This window comes from Mycobacteriales bacterium, assembly GCA_040902655.1.
GTDB lineage: Bacteria > Actinomycetota > Actinomycetes > Mycobacteriales > SCTD01 > SCTD01.
Window position 1 is genome coordinate 64,213 of record JBBDWV010000028.1, and the last position, 14,605, is coordinate 78,817.

The following is a 14,605-nucleotide window of genomic DNA, read 5'->3' on the forward strand; positions in this document are numbered from 1 at the left end:
TGCTGGGCGGGGTCCGACGTCGGTGCGGCCGGGTTGTGGCAGGCCACTACTGCAGCCTCAACTCGCGCGCGTTCGTCTCGCCGTACTCGTCCCGGACGGCACCCGCGGCCACCGAGGCGGAGTCTCCGTCGGTGAGCGCGGTCCGGGCGAACCAGCGGCCGGCGACAAGCTCGGCCCGCACCTGCTCGACGGTGCCGTCGGCGCGTGTGACGGACACGAGCGCGGACACGGGTGAGCCGGTGGCCGCCCACGGCCGGAACGAGCAGGTCCGGCAGAACGCGCTCCTGCCGCCGTTGTCACCGTCGTCGCGGATCGTCCGGAAGACCGACCCGTAGCTTCGTGGATAGCGGCTGTCCGGCACCACGAACGAGACGTCACCCGCGGCGTCCACCTGCCCGTCCGTCACCTGTACACCCGTCCACGGCGTCACCCGGAACGGCTCCGAGCTGAGCGAGTACGGCGCATCCGCTCCGGTCGTACGGGAGAGGCCGTCGACGACGAACCGGTAGCTCCCCGTCGGCGTCGACCCGAGCCGGGCCGGGAACGCGTCGTACGCCTCGAAGCCTGCGGTCCACAGCCACTCCTGTTGCCCGGTGTGGGCGTCGGCAATGCCCTGTACCCCTCGTGGGAAGGCGACCTGGGTCTGCACTTCGCCGGTCATGTCCGCGAAGGCCTCCCACTGGCCGCCGACCTGCCGCTCCACGCGCACGACCGGGTTGTCGACAGCGTTGCTGCCGCCGCGCCAGGTGAACGTCGCCGCGTCGAAGCGGGAGATGTCCTTCGGTTGCTGCACCGGCTCGACCGGCCCGACGTCTGCCGGGAGCGAGGCGCGCCAGGCGTCGTAGGCAGGGCCGGAGATCTTGCCGATCGCCCTGGCCAGCGACTCCTGCCGAGCCTCGTCGGCCTGCGCGGTCGCGTCGTGCAGCTCGGGCGCCAGCTCCGGACCGCCCTTGAGGGAGCTGGCCATCCGGACCAGCCGGGTCGCCATGTAATCCGCGGTGTGCGGTCCGTACGCGGTCAGCGCCTTGCGGTAGTGGTCGCGGCTCTGGTACTCGCGATAGGAGACGGTGTAGCCGTTGTAGTCGCCGGCGTGGCCGATGCCGACCGGCAGCGCGAAGCCGCGCTCAGCCGGCAGCTCCTGCTTCGTGAAGTTGCCCAGGATCTGCGCGGGATCGGCCGGCTCGCTCGTCGCCCGGTCGAGGTTCTCCGGCGCGTCCCAACCCGCGGCGTCGTTGTGCACCTGGGCCTTCATCCGTACGACCGCTGGGTCGTCCATCGGCTTGCCGCCGCAGGTCGTCCGGCCGTCGTCGGGGCACCAGTCGTAGCCGTCGAAGATGTCGCCCTCGACGTCGTTGGCGCGGCTCTCCAGGTTGAGGATCAGGTCGACCTGCGCCTCGCAGGCGCAGGACGCGAGCAGCACCTCGCCGAAGCGGAACACCTGCAGCTTCATGCGGGTGTTCTCCTCGACAGCGGGGTAGCCCGGGGCGCCGTAGCTGTCCGGCACGGGGACGCCGTGCAGCTCGAGGTTGTTGACGACCGGGTTCTCCGACGTCGGGCTGCCGGCTCGCTCGCAGTCCGGCGCGACGCCGACGCCGGGATTGCCCTCGACCGTCGGCTCCGTCCGGCAGTTCCCGACGGACGGGTACGGGTGTGACAGCGGCCCGGGGACCCAGGCGGTGAGCGCCTGCACCTCGAAGCTGCTCGACCACGGCACCTGCGCGGCATCGCTGTCCGCCAGTTCGAAGCCCTCGACGACGGCGTCGGCCATCAGCTTGGCGCCGCGCTCCATCTGCGCGTAGTCGGCGTGCGCGAAGGCGCGCAGCGTCCCGTCCGGCAGCTCCTCGAACGTGTCCGGCCGCTCGTACGGCCCCTCGGCCGAGCCGACGTCCCCCTGGCTGAACACCAGCGGCGCGCCGACCTCGCGCTCGACGAATCGCTCCAGCGGGCCGAGGAAGTCCGAGGTGGTCAGGCCGTAGCCGTCCAGGCTCTCGGGGTGCTCGCCGAAGTTCATCCACACCGCGATCGGGGCGCCGGGGCGCAACCGGCCGCTCTCGCCGGCGGGCACCAGCGCGTCGAAGCGCATCACGACGAGGCCGAGGTCGCCGAACTCGCGCGGATAGCCGGCGGGGGAGCCGTCGTCGGCGGTGGCCGGCCCGACGACGTTGGCCTTCATCGCGCTGAACGGCACCGTCGTGGCGGCCATCCGGGCGGGCTGCAGGTCGGCCTCGGCCGCGACGACCGCGTCGCGGATGGCCCGCGCCTGGTACTCGAACATGCGCTGGTCGACGACGTCCTGGAAGATGAACACGCCCGGCGAGGTCGTCGTGTAGTACGGCGACGAGTGGTTGTGCGTGGCCATGTGCAGGATGTCGTCGTAGCCGACGCCGCTGCCGGACTCGGCGAGCAGCTGACCGGCCCGGCGCAGCAGCAGGTCCTGGGCCAGGTAGTTGTCGCTCTTGAGCAGGGCCACCCGGCGGCCGTCCAGCGCCTCGACGACGATCGCCCGTACGGACAGCCGCGAGTGCGTGCCGTAGCTCTTCTCCTTGATGCGGGAGTGGGCGTGCGGGTCGACCTCACCGCCGCCGGCGAGGTTCTCGGCCAGCGAGCTGTTCTCCGCGGAGTACTGCCCGGCCGCGGCACCGACGTTCCAGGTGGCGTCCGCGACGCCGTATCCGGCGCGGATGATGGGTTCGAGCGCAGGCGGGCCCTTGATCGCGGCGACGGCCGGTACGGCCCCGGCGACGAGGGCGACGGCGGACAGGACGGCGGGCAGACGGCGCAGGCGCATGCTGAGGACTTCGACGTCGTGCGCGTGACCTCCCGTCGGACGTCCTACGAAGTGGCGGCCGCCCGGTTGTGACGTGTCACGACTGGCCGCGCAGCACCAGCACCTGCGCGGTCTCCTGCGCCGGTCGCGGCGTAGATGCTGCCGGCCCGGTGCTCCGGCCGGCCGGTCCGGACCACGCCGGCGTGGTGCCGGCGGGGACCCGGAATCTCAGCACCTTCGTTGTGACGGCTCACGAGCCCGCGGGCCGCGTAGGGCAGAGTGCATCCCGTGCCGAAGGGGTTGTACGAGCGGGTGCAGCAGCGGCTGCCCCTGCTCGCCCGCCGGATGATCGCCACCTTTCTGGAAGAGATCCCGCTCTACGCGCTCCTGCCGCGCGAGCAGCTCGAGGGTGAGGTGCTCGCGATCTGCGAGGACAACCTGCGGATCTTCTTCGCCACCCTCATCGAGGACCGGCCGCCGACCGACGACGAGCTCGGCGAGCCGCGTGCCTCGGCGGCTCGCCGTGCGCAGGAGCGGGTGCCGCTCGCCTCGGTCCTGACGGCCTATCACGTCGGCGGCCGCATCGGCTGGGACGAGCTGGTCGCGCAGGCCCGCCCGGAGGAGACGCCGGAATTGCTGGCGGCAGCCGACCGGGTGCAGCGCTACATCCAGGCGGTGACGGCCGTGGTCGCCACCTCGTACCTGCAGGAGCAGCAGGCGATCATCGGCGAGGAGGGCGACGCGCTGCGGGCGCTCGTCGCGGCGCTGCTGGCCGGTGAGCCCGCGGAGGTGCTGGCCGAGCGGGTCGGGCGCCGGCTCGCCGGCAGCTGGGTCGTGCTCGCGCTCGACCTGGGCGTGCACCCGGACGAGAAGACGGCCGGCGCCGTGGCGGCACGGCGCAAGGTGCGGCGGGTGCAGGCCGAGCTCGACGAGCAGGCGGGCGAGCGCGTGCTCGGCCGGTTGGACGCCGCCGGCGGCCTGGTGCTGCTGCCGAACCTGCCGCGGTGGCGCGATCAGTTGCCGGAGCTGGTCCGCCGGCTGCAGGTGGCGGCCGGCACCCGGGTGCGGGTCGCCGCCGCCGAGGCCGCCGCGACCGGCGACCTGGCCGCGGCGGGGACGCTGTCCAGCGACGTGCTGCGCCTGGCCGGTACCGAGCCCGGGCTGTATGAGCTGCGTGACGTGCTGCTGGACTACCAGCTGAGTCGCCCCAGCCCGGCGCAGCCGCAGCTGGCGGGGCTGGTCGACCCCCTCGAGCGCTTCCCGGACCTGATGACGACGCTCGAGGTGTACCTCGACCAGGACCTCGACCGGCGGCGTGCGGCCGCGGCGCTGCACGTGCACCCGAACACGCTCGACTACCGGCTCAAGCGGATCGTCGAGCTGACCGGCCTGGAGCCGGGCACGACCCTCGGGCTGCAGCTGCTCGCCGGAGCCCTCGCGGTGCGCCGGCTCGCGGCCCGCTGACCGCCGGCTGGCTACCGGCTGACCGCCGGCTGGCCACTTGATGATCCACGTGAGGTTGCAGGTGGATCCGAGCTGCGGAGCCACCTCGAACCTCGCGTGGATCAAGGACGTGCGGCCGAGACAGGCGTGCGAAGGGGACGCGGTCGCGCAGCGGTGTTGTGACGGCTCACAGCACGGACCGCCAAGCTTCGGAGCCGGACCTGCAGGGGTGGCGTGCGTACGTGCCGAAGTCCGCCGGCATGAGACGTCGCGCGGTCCTCGCCACCCTTGCCCTGCTCGTCGGTCTGGTGCCCTTCCTCGGCACGGCCCAGGCTGATCCGCCCACCCACGAGCAGGGCTACATCCCGGTCGCCGTCGGCACCACGGACGAGGCGCTGCTGCACTACAAGGTGATGCTCCCGGCGGGCCCGATGCCCGCGGGCGGCTACCCGACCGTCATCGACTACTCCGGCTACGTCCCGGCGATCAACGTCTACGACGGCCTCGATGACCGCTTCATCGACCAGGGCTACGCCGTGGTCGGGCTCAACATCCGCGGTAGCGCGTGCAGCAGCGGCTACTTCGACTACTTCGAGCCCCGCCAGGCCCTGGATGGCGTCGAGGCGATCGACTGGCTGGCCGAGCAGGACTGGTCGAACGGCACGTTCGCCATGGTCGGCAAGAGCTACCCCGGCATCACGCAGCTGTTCGTCGCCGGCGCTCAGCCGGTGGACCGCGTGACGCCGCTGGTGCCGGTCCCGGAGCCGGGCGAGACGCGCACCCAGGCGTGGATCGACCAGGTCCTGGAGGACCATCTCGCCGCGATCGTCCCCGGTCACGTCTTCGCCGACCTCTACCGCGACGTCCCGTACCCGGGCGGGATCCAGAACGTCACCTTCGCCGGTGGCTGGTCGGCCCAGCGCGTCTACGAGGGGTACGCGGCCGGCCCGGAGGCGTACGCCGGCGGCACGGTGGACGAGCAGTGCCTGATCAATCAGGCGCAGCACGCGGCCAACGGGCCGTTCAACCCGTTCGTGCAGGCGCTGCAGCCGCAGAACAACTTCGACAACGAGTTCTTTCAGGAGCGCTCGCCGTTCTGGTTCGCCCACGAGATCGAGACCCCGACGTTCCTGATCGAGGCGTGGCAGGACGAGCAGGTCGGGTCCCGCGCCACGCACCTGCTCGAGCGGCTGCCGGCCACCACGCCGTGGAAGTTCCTCGGCACCAACGGCGATCACGGCGAGTACTACGGGCCCGACGTCCTCCCGCACATCTACCGGTTCCTCGACTACTACCTGCGCGGCGTCGTGCCGGCCGGCGACGAGCGCGAGATCACCGAGACCAGCACGACCACGAAGCCCCAGCTGCTGCCGAACGGCATGCCGCACCCGGTCAAGACGGTGGAGACCACCGAGACCACGACGCGACCGGAGACCTTCCAGGAGGCCCTCGCCCGCTTCGAGGCCGAGGACGACGTCGTCGTCAACTGGGAGGTCGACGCGAAGCGCAACGCGCGCTGGACCGACACCTACGACACCTGGCCGCCCACCGGCCTGACCGCCGACCGGCTGTACGCCACGGCCGACGGCGCCCTCACGCCCACCGCGCCCGCCGAGGCCGGCAGCGTCAGCTACCTCTACGCCCCTGAGGTCGGCTCGCAGGAGCGTGGCGGCTACGACGTCGCCGGTGAGCCCGCGGCGAGCTGGGACGACCGGCCGCCGGCCGGCACCTCCGCCTCGTTCACCACCGCACCGCTGTCGGAGGACAAGGTCATCCTCGGCTCCGCCAGCCTGGACGTGTTCCTGTCGTCCACCGCCCCCGACACCGACCTGGAGGTCACGCTGTCCGAGCTCCGCCCGGACGGCAAGGAGGTCTTCGTCCAGCAGGGCTGGCTGCGGGCCGGCCACGCGGCGCTGAACGAGGAGCTGTCCACCCCGACCCGGCCGTTCCAGACGCACGAGGTGACAGATGTCCGGCCGCTGGTGCCAGGCGTCGCCACCCCGATGCGGGTGGAGATCTTCCCCTTCGGCCACGTCTTCCGCGCCGGATCGCAGATCCGGGTCACGGTCGCGGCGCCGCACGTGCACCCCGACCTGTGGGGCTTCACCGCGCTGCCGACGATCGCGCAGAACACCGTGCACACCGGCGGCGCGACGCCGTCCTCGCTCGTGCTGCCGCTGCTGCCGGCCCAGCCGGTCCCGGCGGGCGTGCCGGCCTGCGGTGACATCCGCCGGCTGCGCAACCAGCCGTGCCGGGACCTCGCGTGAGGCGCCTGTCGCTGCTGCTCGCGACGGGTCTGCTGGCGGGCACGGGGGCCGTCGCGATCGCCGACGTCGAGCCGCCGGTCCTGCACGCCCAGCAGCAGCGGGGCACCGCCGTGACCTCGCCGCTGCCGGCGGTCACGCCCATGGCGAAGACCGTGGACGGGCAGACCGACGACTGGGTCGGCGAGGCTGCCGGCTTCAGCGGCCTGTCGGCCTACAGCGCCGGTGAGCTGGTGCACGCCGACTACCTGTTCGACGCGTTCGGCGCCGACGACGGCGACGACACCGAGCGGGTCGCCCGCAACGACGCGCTGGAGGAGGCGCACCCGGGCTTCTACCGGCTCGAGCCCACCTACCAGTACGACATCGGCGGCCAGGTCGGCGCACCGACCGACGAGGTGGGTCTGGCCGGCGAGACCGTCTACGGCGACGCCCAGGACACCGATGGCGGCGGCCACGTCGCCGCAGCCGACCTGCGCGAGGTGCGCGTCGCCGCTGACGACACGACGGTGCACCTGCTCGTACGCACCACCACGATGACGGCCACGCGGTCCGCCGGCGTCGTGGTGCTGGCCGACACCGTCGAGGGCAGCCCGACCTACGACGTGCCGTTCGGCAGCGGGCTGCGCACCGACCGTGCCGACGTCGCGCTGCTCATCGCCCGGACCGGTGGCGTGGCGGTCGATCTCGCGACCGACACCCGGACGACGTTCCCGGTCGGGGCCGACGACACCGGCAACGTGCTCGAGGCGGGCATTGCGCGCGAGCTGGTCGCGACGCCTGCGAAGCAGCTGCCGCCGCAGGCTCGCGGCAAGGCCAAGGTGCACCAGCCAAAGCTGCAGCTCGCGCTGGCCGCCGGCGTCTCCGACGGCGGGGAAGGTCTTGTCGACCTGAAGAGCGACACGACAGACGTCGTGAACGTGGCCAACGTCGCCTTCCGCCCCGACGAGCCGGTGCGCATCCGGTTCGACAAGCGGCAGGCCTTCGCGCTGGCCGACGCCACGATCGACCCGTTCTTCGTCGACGTGGACCTGCCCGGCCTGGTCGACGGTCGGACCGAGTCGTTGCGACCGGGCCCGGGCTACCACGAGCGGCAGTTCGAGTCCTCCGAGTCGATCAGCAACGAGGGCGATCGCGACGGGATCTGGCAGCCGTACGGCGTCTACGTCCCGAACTCCTACGACGGAGCGACGCCGACCCGCGCGACCTACTGGATGCACTGGCGCGGCGGCGACACCCATGACGCGGCCGTCGTCTCGCCGCGCACGATGCGCGACTTCGGCGAGGACGTCGACGGTCTGGTCATCGCCCCGCGCGGCCGCGGCACCGCGTCCTGGTACCTCGGCAAGGCGCAGGTCGACTTCCGCGAGGTGTGGGACGACGCGCTGTCGACCTTCGCCGTGGACGAGGATCGGGTCTACGTGACCGGCCACTCGATGGGCGGCTGGGCGTCGTACCTGCTGTCGATCCTCTATCCGGACCGGTTCGCCGCGGCGCTGCCCTACGCCGGCGTCCCGACGCAGGGCCTGTGGGCCGGCTGCGAGTTCAACGACAACTGCTGGCAGGGCACCAACGGCGGCAACGCCAAGAACCAGTGGACGACCCCGCTGCTGGAGAACCTGCGCAACGTCCCGATCGCGATCAGCCACGGTGCGCTCGACGAGCTGGTGCCGGTCTCCGGTGTCACCCGGCAGGCGGAGAAGCTCGCGACGCTGGGCTATCAGTACCGCTACTACCTGTTCCCGACCTACGAGCACTACAGCCACCCGATCCACGACGAGTGGGCCGAGGGCGCGCGCTACGCCTCGCAGTTCATCCGCGACGAGAACCCGGCGCGGGTGACCTACCTGCGGTCGATGCCGTTCGAGCGCACCGTCGAGACCGGCCCGGACCAGGGGCGGCCGTACGCAGGGCTGTCCTTCGACTTCGACTCGGCCTACTGGATGAGCGGTCTGCAGCCGGTCGACGCCGAGCGCGGGGTCGCGAAGGTCGACGCGGTCTCGCTCGCCAAGCCGGCGGCTCCGGCGCTGACGGTGCCGGAGGCCGGCGGACCCGCGGCGCTCGGGCAGCTCGGGCCCTACGCGATGCAGGGCCTGCGCTGGCAGGCCGATCCGCTGGGTGCAGCGCCCGATGCGGTCAACGGCTTCACCGCGACCCTGACCGGAGCGAGCGCCGTCGGCTTCGACCTGGCCCGCATGTCCATCTCGACCGTCGAGCCGGTGACCGGCACTGTCACCACCGACGCGCCGCTGACCCTGTCGCTGATCGGCGAGTGGACGTCGCTGCCGACAGTGAGCGGGGCGACCGGCGCGGTGCTCATCGACGGCGTGCTGACGGTGTCGCTGCCGGCCGGGACGTCGACGCTGACGGTGGGCTGAGCGTCGTGAGCCTGGACCGTCGGCGCTTCCTACGGCTGGCCGCGGGAGTCGGCGCGCTGAGCGCAGTCGGCCTGCCGCGGGTCGCGCTCGCCGGCCCGGGCGGCGAGCGGCCGGTCGGGGAGTGGATCGCCGGGGACTTCCACTGCCACTCCACCTACAGCCACGACGTGTGGGGTGGCCCCGGCGACGACAACACCGGCCCCGAGGAGTTCTACACGCACGGCCACACACCGGCCGAGCAGATCGCGCTGGCTGAGCTGCGCGGCCTGGACTTCCTGGCGATCACCGACCACAACCGGGTGGAGTCCCTGCGGGACCCCGGCTACGTCTCCAGCCGGCTGACGCTGCTGCCGGGCTACGAGCACTCGCACCCGGGCTCGGACCACTGCGGCGTGTTCCTGCACTCACGGGACCTGCTGCCCGACGTCATCCCGGCCGACGCCGGTCTGGCCGCCTGGCTGGACGAGGTGCACGCCCGCGGCGGGATGGCCGTGGTGAACCACCCCTTCTACGGCAACGAGGACGCCGGCGACGCGCTGGCGTGGGACGCCTCGGTCGCCGACTCGCTGCGCTTCGACGCGGTCGAGGTCTGGAACAGCATGTGGCTGACCCGGCACGACACGGTCCCGCCCTACGACGCCGACAACTCGCTGTCGGTGCACTGGTGGGAGTCGACCTTCGCGCCGGCCGGCCGCGGGGCCGCAGTCGGTGGCAGCGACAACCACTGGAAGCTGCTCGACCCGATGGCCGGGGTCGGTCAGCCGACCACCTGGGTCTACGCCCCGGACCGGTCACCGGCCGGGATCATCGCCGGCGTCCAGGCGGGTCGCACGACCATCTCGTGGCAGCCCCCCGCTCTCGGCGGCCCCCGGCTGCTGCTCGACGTCGTCGAGGACTGGAGCGGCCGGGCGGCGATGATCGGCGGGTCGGTGCACGGCGACGGGCAGTTGCTCGCAGTGGTCACGGCGTCGAACGCGGTCGGGCAGGTGCTGCGCCTGGTGTCCGGTGGCGAGGTCGTGCACGAGTCGCGCATCCTGCTGCCGGACCAGCGGGTCGAGATCCCGGTGGTGCTGCCGAACGGCGGCTGGCTGCGGGCCGAGCTGCTCCTGCAGGAGCGCTACGCGCTGACGGCCCTCACATCATGCGTGTACGCCGACGGCCGGGCGCCGATGCCAGCCCGCCGCGAGGTGACACCCGGCCGGCCGGTGACCTACGACGGGATGGGCTTCGCCGGGCTCCCGGCGGGGGTGCAGGGGCTGCCGGCCTGCAGCTGCGCGCACTGATCAACCTCGGCGACTCCCAGGCGGACGGCGTACGAGGTTCACAGGTGCGCGCGCGGCAGCCGCCAGCCCGCCGCCGCCACGGCCACCACCGCGACGACCAGCAGCACCGCGACCGCCGTCCGCACCGAGACGTCGGCGACGGCGAAGGGCGCAGTGTCGAACGGCGCGCCCAGGACACGGCCGGCGTACGCGCCGAGGGACAGGTTGCGAAAGGCGGTCGTCGCCCCGGCCAGCAGCCCCTCCCACAGCACGAGGTAGGCCAGCCCGACGAGCACCGCCCGCCGCAGCAGCAGCGACAGCAGCACGAAGACCCCGGCGTAGGACACCGCGGCCAGCGCGCTGCCCAGCAGCAGGCTCCAGGCGGCGGTGCCGACCGGCAGCTCGGTCCTGGTCGCCAGCAGCAGGCAGCCGAGGGTGGCGGGCAGGCAGGCGAGCCAGCTGACGGCGGCGGCCGCCGCATACTTCGTCAGCACGATGCGGCGGTGGGACAGCGTCGTGGCGAGCAGCAGGCCCAGCGTGCCCTCGTCGCGTTCGTCGCCGAAGGCGTTGACACCGAGCACGAGGCCGACCAGTCCGAGAACGAGGACCAGCAGATGGCCGCTGAGGGTGCCGTAGGCACCGGTGCGGTCGGCGTCGCCGGCGGTCACGGTGAGTAGAACGGCGACCAGGCCGACGAGCAGCGGCAGGGCGACGACGAAGGCGACGCGCCGGCCGCGCACCACCGAGCGCAGGCTCAGCGCCAGCAGGCTCATCGGCCGGCTCCCCGGGCGGAGGCGGTCAGCCGGGTGAAGACGCTCTCGAGATCCTCACCGACCGGGACGATGCGGCGCAGCAGCACGTCCGCCTGCCTGGCCAGCTGCGGCAGCCGGACGGCGAGCTCGGCGCCGTCGGTGGTGTGCACGACGAGCGCGTCGGGCAGCAGCGACACCGCGTCCACGCTGTCCTCGCCCAGCAGCAGGCCGGCCAGCCCGCGCGGGTCGTCGGTCTCGACCCGTACCGTGCGGGCGGACTGCGCCAGCAGCTCCTGGACCCCCGCCGGTGTGCCCTCGGCCACCAGCCGACCGTTGACCATGACCAGCACCCGGTCGGCCATCCGCTCCACCTCCGCCAGGATGTGCGAGGACACCAGCACGGTGCGTCCCTCGCGGCCGAGTCGGCGGATCAGCTCGACATCCGCGCGGCGCTGCGCCGGGTCGAGCCCGTTGAGCGGCTCGTCGAGCAGCAGCACCTCCGGGTCGTGCGCGAGCGCCTGCGCGAGGCGGACCCGCTGGCGCATCCCCTTGGAGAAGCCGGCGACCCGGCGGTCGGCCGCGCCCTCGAGCCCCACCACCGACAGGGCCATGGCCGCGGCCCGTACGGGGTCGATCAGGCCGCGGTGCCGGGCCAGGAACTCCACCGTCTGTCGGGCGGTGAGGAACGGCCACAGCCCGTCGTTGTCCGGTACCAGTCCGAGCCGCGCGTGCACGGACGGCTCGCGCCGCGGGTCCTGGCCGAGGATGCGCACCGTGCCCTGGCTGGGCGCGGTGAAGCCGGCGAGCAGGTCGAACAGGGTGGACTTGCCGGCGCCGTTGTGGCCGAGCAGTCCGGTCACGCCCGGCTGCGAGCTGAACGACACGTCCGACAGCGCGACCGTGTCGCCGAACCACTTGGACACCGCCGAGACCTGCAGCGCCGCGGTCACGCCGCGTCTCGTCCGGTGTAGCGGCCGGCCAGCACGCCCCCGGACAGCATTAGCACGCCGCCGACGACCGACCAGACCAACGCGTCCGGCGGCTGCCCGTACGGCTCCTCGAGGCCCGGTCCGGGCAGCAGCTCGGCGGCGGCCCGCAGTGGTGTCTGCGCGAGGTCGGCGGCGAGCACCGCCGGCCGTTCACTGAGCGCCGCCACCAGATGGCTGACCACCGGGCTCACCAGCAGCACCGCCAGCAGGCCGCCGACGGCGAAGACCCGTTTGGCGGTCAGCGCACCGGCCAGCAACCCGAGCGCGGCGAAGTAGCCGGCCATGAGCAGGCCCGCGCCGACCACGGCCGGGAGGTCGCTGCCCTCCGAGCGCAGCGCCTGCATCGGTGCCTCCGCGGTGAGGATGGAGCCGGCGAGCAGCACCAGCAGCGGGCTGAGCGTCACCAGCGATGTCCTCCAGCACGTGGGAGGACAGCAGCACCTGGATCCCGAGATCGCGCGACAGGTGCCGCAGGATCGAAAGCATCTCGCTGCGCCCGGCCGGGTCGAGCCCGGAGGTCGGCTCGTCGAGCACGACCAAATCGGGGCCGTGCACCAGCGCCTGGGCCAGCTTGGCGCGCTGCCGCATACCGAGCGAGTAGGTGTCCACCAGCCGGTGTCGCTCCTCCGCGAGCCCGACCGCGAACAACACCTCAGACGCCCGCCGCAGCGCATCCCGCCGCGGCAGCCCGCGCAGCCGCGCCAGGTGGATGCACAGGTCCTGCGCCGACATGTCGGTCGGGAGGCAGGCGTGCTCGGGCAGGTAGCCCACCCGCGCACGGATCTGCCGGCGGTCGGTCAGCCCGAGCACCTGCACCTGCCCGGCATCGGGGACCAGCAGCCCGAGCGCCACCTTCATCAGCGTGGACTTGCCGGCGCCGTTCGCGCCGAGCAGGCCGGTGGCGGGCGCCGTCACGTCGACCGTCACGCCGTCTAGCGCGCGTACGTCGCCGAAGGTCTTGACCAAACCGTCGCAGGACAGTGCCGCAGGGATCATCGCGGCACCGTATCCGGCCGGGTGCGGGCAGGCGCTGTGTGCACAGGTCCGATCTCGGCCGTCGCCGGTGCCGTGCGGGGCAGGCTCTGACAGGCTGCCGGGATGGATGCGGACGTGATCGTCATCGGAGCCGGGCTGGCCGGGCTGGTCGCCACTGCCGAGCTCGCCGACGCCGGCCGCCGGGTGCTGCTGCTCGACCAGGAGCCTGCAGTCAATCTCGGTGGCCAGGCGCACTGGAGCTTCGGCGGGCTGTTCCTGGTCGACTCGCCGGAGCAGCGCCGGATGGGCATCAAGGACAGCCGCGAGCTGGCGCTGCAGGACTGGCTGGGCACCGCGGGCTTCGACCGCGACGAGGACCACTGGCCGCGGCAGTGGGCGCAGGCCTACGTCGACTTCGCGGCCGGTGAGAAGCGCGCCTGGCTGCACGCGCAGGGCGTGCGCTGGTTCCCGGTGGTCGGCTGGGCCGAGCGCGGCGGCTACGGCGCGATCGGGCACGGCAACTCCGTCCCGCGCTTCCACGTCACGTGGGGGACCGGCCCCGGGGTGGTCGCGCCGTTCGAGCGCCGGGTGCGGCAGGCGGTCGAGCGCGGGCAGGTCGAGCTGCGCTTCCGGCACCGCGTCGACGCGCTGGGAATGTCCGGCGGCGCGGTGACCGGTGTCCGCGGCGCACTGCTGGAACCGTCGGACGCGGCGCGCGGGCAGGCCACCTCCCGCGAGGTCGTCGGCGACTTCGACCTGTCGGCGCAGGCGGTCGTGGTGACCAGCGGCGGCATCGGCGGCAACCATGAGCTGGTACGGGCGAACTGGCCGTCGCGGCTGGGCGCCCCGCCGCAGCGGATGCTGTCCGGGGTCCCCGCGCACGTCGACGGCCGGATGATCCAGATCGCCCAGGACGCCGGGGCGCACGGCATCAACCCCGACCGGATGTGGCACTACGTCGAGGGCATCGAGAACCACGACCCGATCTGGCCGCGGCACGCGATCCGGATCCTGCCCGGGCCGAGCTCGCTGTGGCTCGACGCGACGGGCAGGCGTCTACCGGTCCCGCTCTTCCCCGGCTTCGACACTCTCGGCACCCTGGCGCACCTGCGCACGACCGGGCACGACCACTCGTGGTTCGTCCTCACCCAGAAGATCATCGAGAAGGAGTTCGCGCTGTCGGGATCGGAGCAGAACCCCGACCTGACCGGCAAATCCGTCCGGCAGGTGCTGTCCCGGGCGCGGGCCGGGGCTCCCGGGCCGGTGCAGGCCTTCATGGACAAGGGCGTGGACTTCGTCGTACGCAGGAGCCTGCGTGAGCTGGTCGACGGGATGAACGCGATCAGCCCCGAGGCACCCCTGTCCCACGACACGGTCGAGGCGGAGGTGGTCGCGCGGGACCGCGAGATGGCGAACGACTTCAGCAAGGACCTGCAGGTGGTGGCGCTGCGCGGCGCACGGAAGTACCGCGGTGACAGGCTGATCCGGGTCGCGACCCCGCACCGGCTGCTCGACCCGGCGGCCGGCCCGCTGATCGCGGTCAAGCTGCACGTGCTCACCCGCAAGTCGCTCGGCGGCCTCGAGACCGACCTGTCGGCGCGGGTGCTGCGGGCCGGCGGTGAGGTGTTCGAGGGTCTCTACGCCGCGGGGGAGGCGGCCGGTTTCGGTGGCGGCGGCATGCACGGCTACCGCTCGTTGGAGGGCACGTTCCTCGGCGGCTGCCTGTTCAGCGGCCGGGTCGCGGGCCGGGCGGCGGCTGCGGCGACCGGCTGACC

10 protein-coding genes are annotated in these 14,605 nt (G+C 72.9%); 6 read left to right on the forward strand and 4 right to left on the reverse strand.

The window, feature by feature from the left end:
• Positions 1 to 46: 46 nt before the first annotated feature.
• A complete protein-coding gene (locus WD794_08865; protein MEX2290419.1) occupies positions 47 to 2,788 on the reverse strand; it encodes a hypothetical protein in 2,742 nt (913 codons plus the stop codon).
• A 267-nt stretch (positions 2,789 to 3,055) separates the two neighbouring features.
• Here WD794_08865 and WD794_08870 point away from each other — a divergent pair, with 267 nt between their 5' ends.
• From WD794_08870 to WD794_08885, 4 genes are all read left to right on the forward strand, one after another.
• Positions 3,056 to 4,231: a helix-turn-helix domain-containing protein gene (locus tag WD794_08870; protein MEX2290420.1), complete on the forward strand. Its 1,176-nt coding sequence runs from the start codon at positions 3,056 to 3,058 to the stop codon at positions 4,229 to 4,231.
• A 239-nt stretch (positions 4,232 to 4,470) separates the two neighbouring features.
• A complete protein-coding gene (locus tag WD794_08875; protein ID MEX2290421.1) occupies positions 4,471 to 6,477 on the forward strand; it encodes a CocE/NonD family hydrolase in 2,007 nt (668 codons plus the stop codon).
• Positions 6,474 to 8,852 carry a prolyl oligopeptidase family serine peptidase gene (locus WD794_08880; GenBank protein MEX2290422.1) on the forward strand — a complete coding sequence of 793 codons (2,379 nt, stop codon included), beginning with the start codon at positions 6,474 to 6,476 and terminating at the stop codon, positions 8,850 to 8,852. The genes WD794_08875 and WD794_08880 overlap by 4 nt, the downstream gene beginning before the upstream one ends.
• Before the next feature lie 5 nt (positions 8,853 to 8,857).
• On the forward strand, positions 8,858 to 10,135 hold the full coding sequence (locus tag WD794_08885) for a CehA/McbA family metallohydrolase (protein ID MEX2290423.1): 1,278 nt from the start codon (positions 8,858 to 8,860) through the stop codon (positions 10,133 to 10,135).
• Between the two features lie 38 nt (positions 10,136 to 10,173).
• On the opposite strand, the gene WD794_08890 is transcribed toward WD794_08885, so the two are convergent.
• The 3 genes from WD794_08890 to WD794_08900 are packed head-to-tail and all read right to left on the reverse strand — an operon-like array spanning position 10,174 to position 12,259.
• A complete protein-coding gene (locus WD794_08890; GenBank protein MEX2290424.1) occupies positions 10,174 to 10,887 on the reverse strand; it encodes an ABC transporter permease subunit in 714 nt (237 codons plus the stop codon).
• Positions 10,884 to 11,816 carry an ABC transporter ATP-binding protein gene (locus WD794_08895; protein MEX2290425.1) on the reverse strand — a complete coding sequence of 311 codons (933 nt, stop codon included), beginning with the start codon at positions 11,814 to 11,816 and terminating at the stop codon, positions 10,884 to 10,886. The genes WD794_08890 and WD794_08895 overlap by 4 nt, the downstream gene beginning before the upstream one ends.
• Positions 11,813 to 12,259, reverse strand: a complete 447-nt coding sequence (locus WD794_08900; protein ID MEX2290426.1) for a hypothetical protein — start codon at positions 12,257 to 12,259, stop codon at positions 11,813 to 11,815. The genes WD794_08895 and WD794_08900 overlap by 4 nt, the downstream gene beginning before the upstream one ends.
• A gap of 19 nt (positions 12,260 to 12,278) precedes the next feature.
• On the opposite strand from WD794_08900, the gene WD794_08905 reads away from it, so the two are divergent.
• Together WD794_08905 and WD794_08910 are read left to right on the forward strand one after the other, a co-directional pair.
• On the forward strand, positions 12,279 to 12,791 hold the full coding sequence (locus WD794_08905; protein MEX2290427.1) for a hypothetical protein: 513 nt from the start codon (positions 12,279 to 12,281) through the stop codon (positions 12,789 to 12,791).
• A gap of 162 nt (positions 12,792 to 12,953) precedes the next feature.
• Positions 12,954 to 14,603, forward strand: coding sequence for an FAD-binding dehydrogenase (locus tag WD794_08910; GenBank protein ID MEX2290428.1), 1,650 nt, complete (start codon positions 12,954 to 12,956; stop codon positions 14,601 to 14,603).
• Positions 14,604 to 14,605: the final 2 nt, after the last annotated feature.

What these genes read in the sequence shown, in the direction of transcription:
- WD794_08865 (MEX2290419.1), bottom strand. Translation starts at nt 2,788, where the DNA reads ATGCGCCTGCGCCGTCTGCCCGCCGTCCTGTCCGCCGTCGCCCTCGTC.
- WD794_08875 (MEX2290421.1), top strand. Translation starts at nt 4,471, where the DNA reads ATGAGACGTCGCGCGGTCCTCGCCACCCTTGCCCTGCTCGTCGGTCTG.
- WD794_08890 (MEX2290424.1), bottom strand. Translation starts at nt 10,887, where the DNA reads ATGAGCCTGCTGGCGCTGAGCCTGCGCTCGGTGGTGCGCGGCCGGCGC.
- WD794_08910 (MEX2290428.1), top strand. Translation starts at nt 12,954, where the DNA reads ATGGATGCGGACGTGATCGTCATCGGAGCCGGGCTGGCCGGGCTGGTC.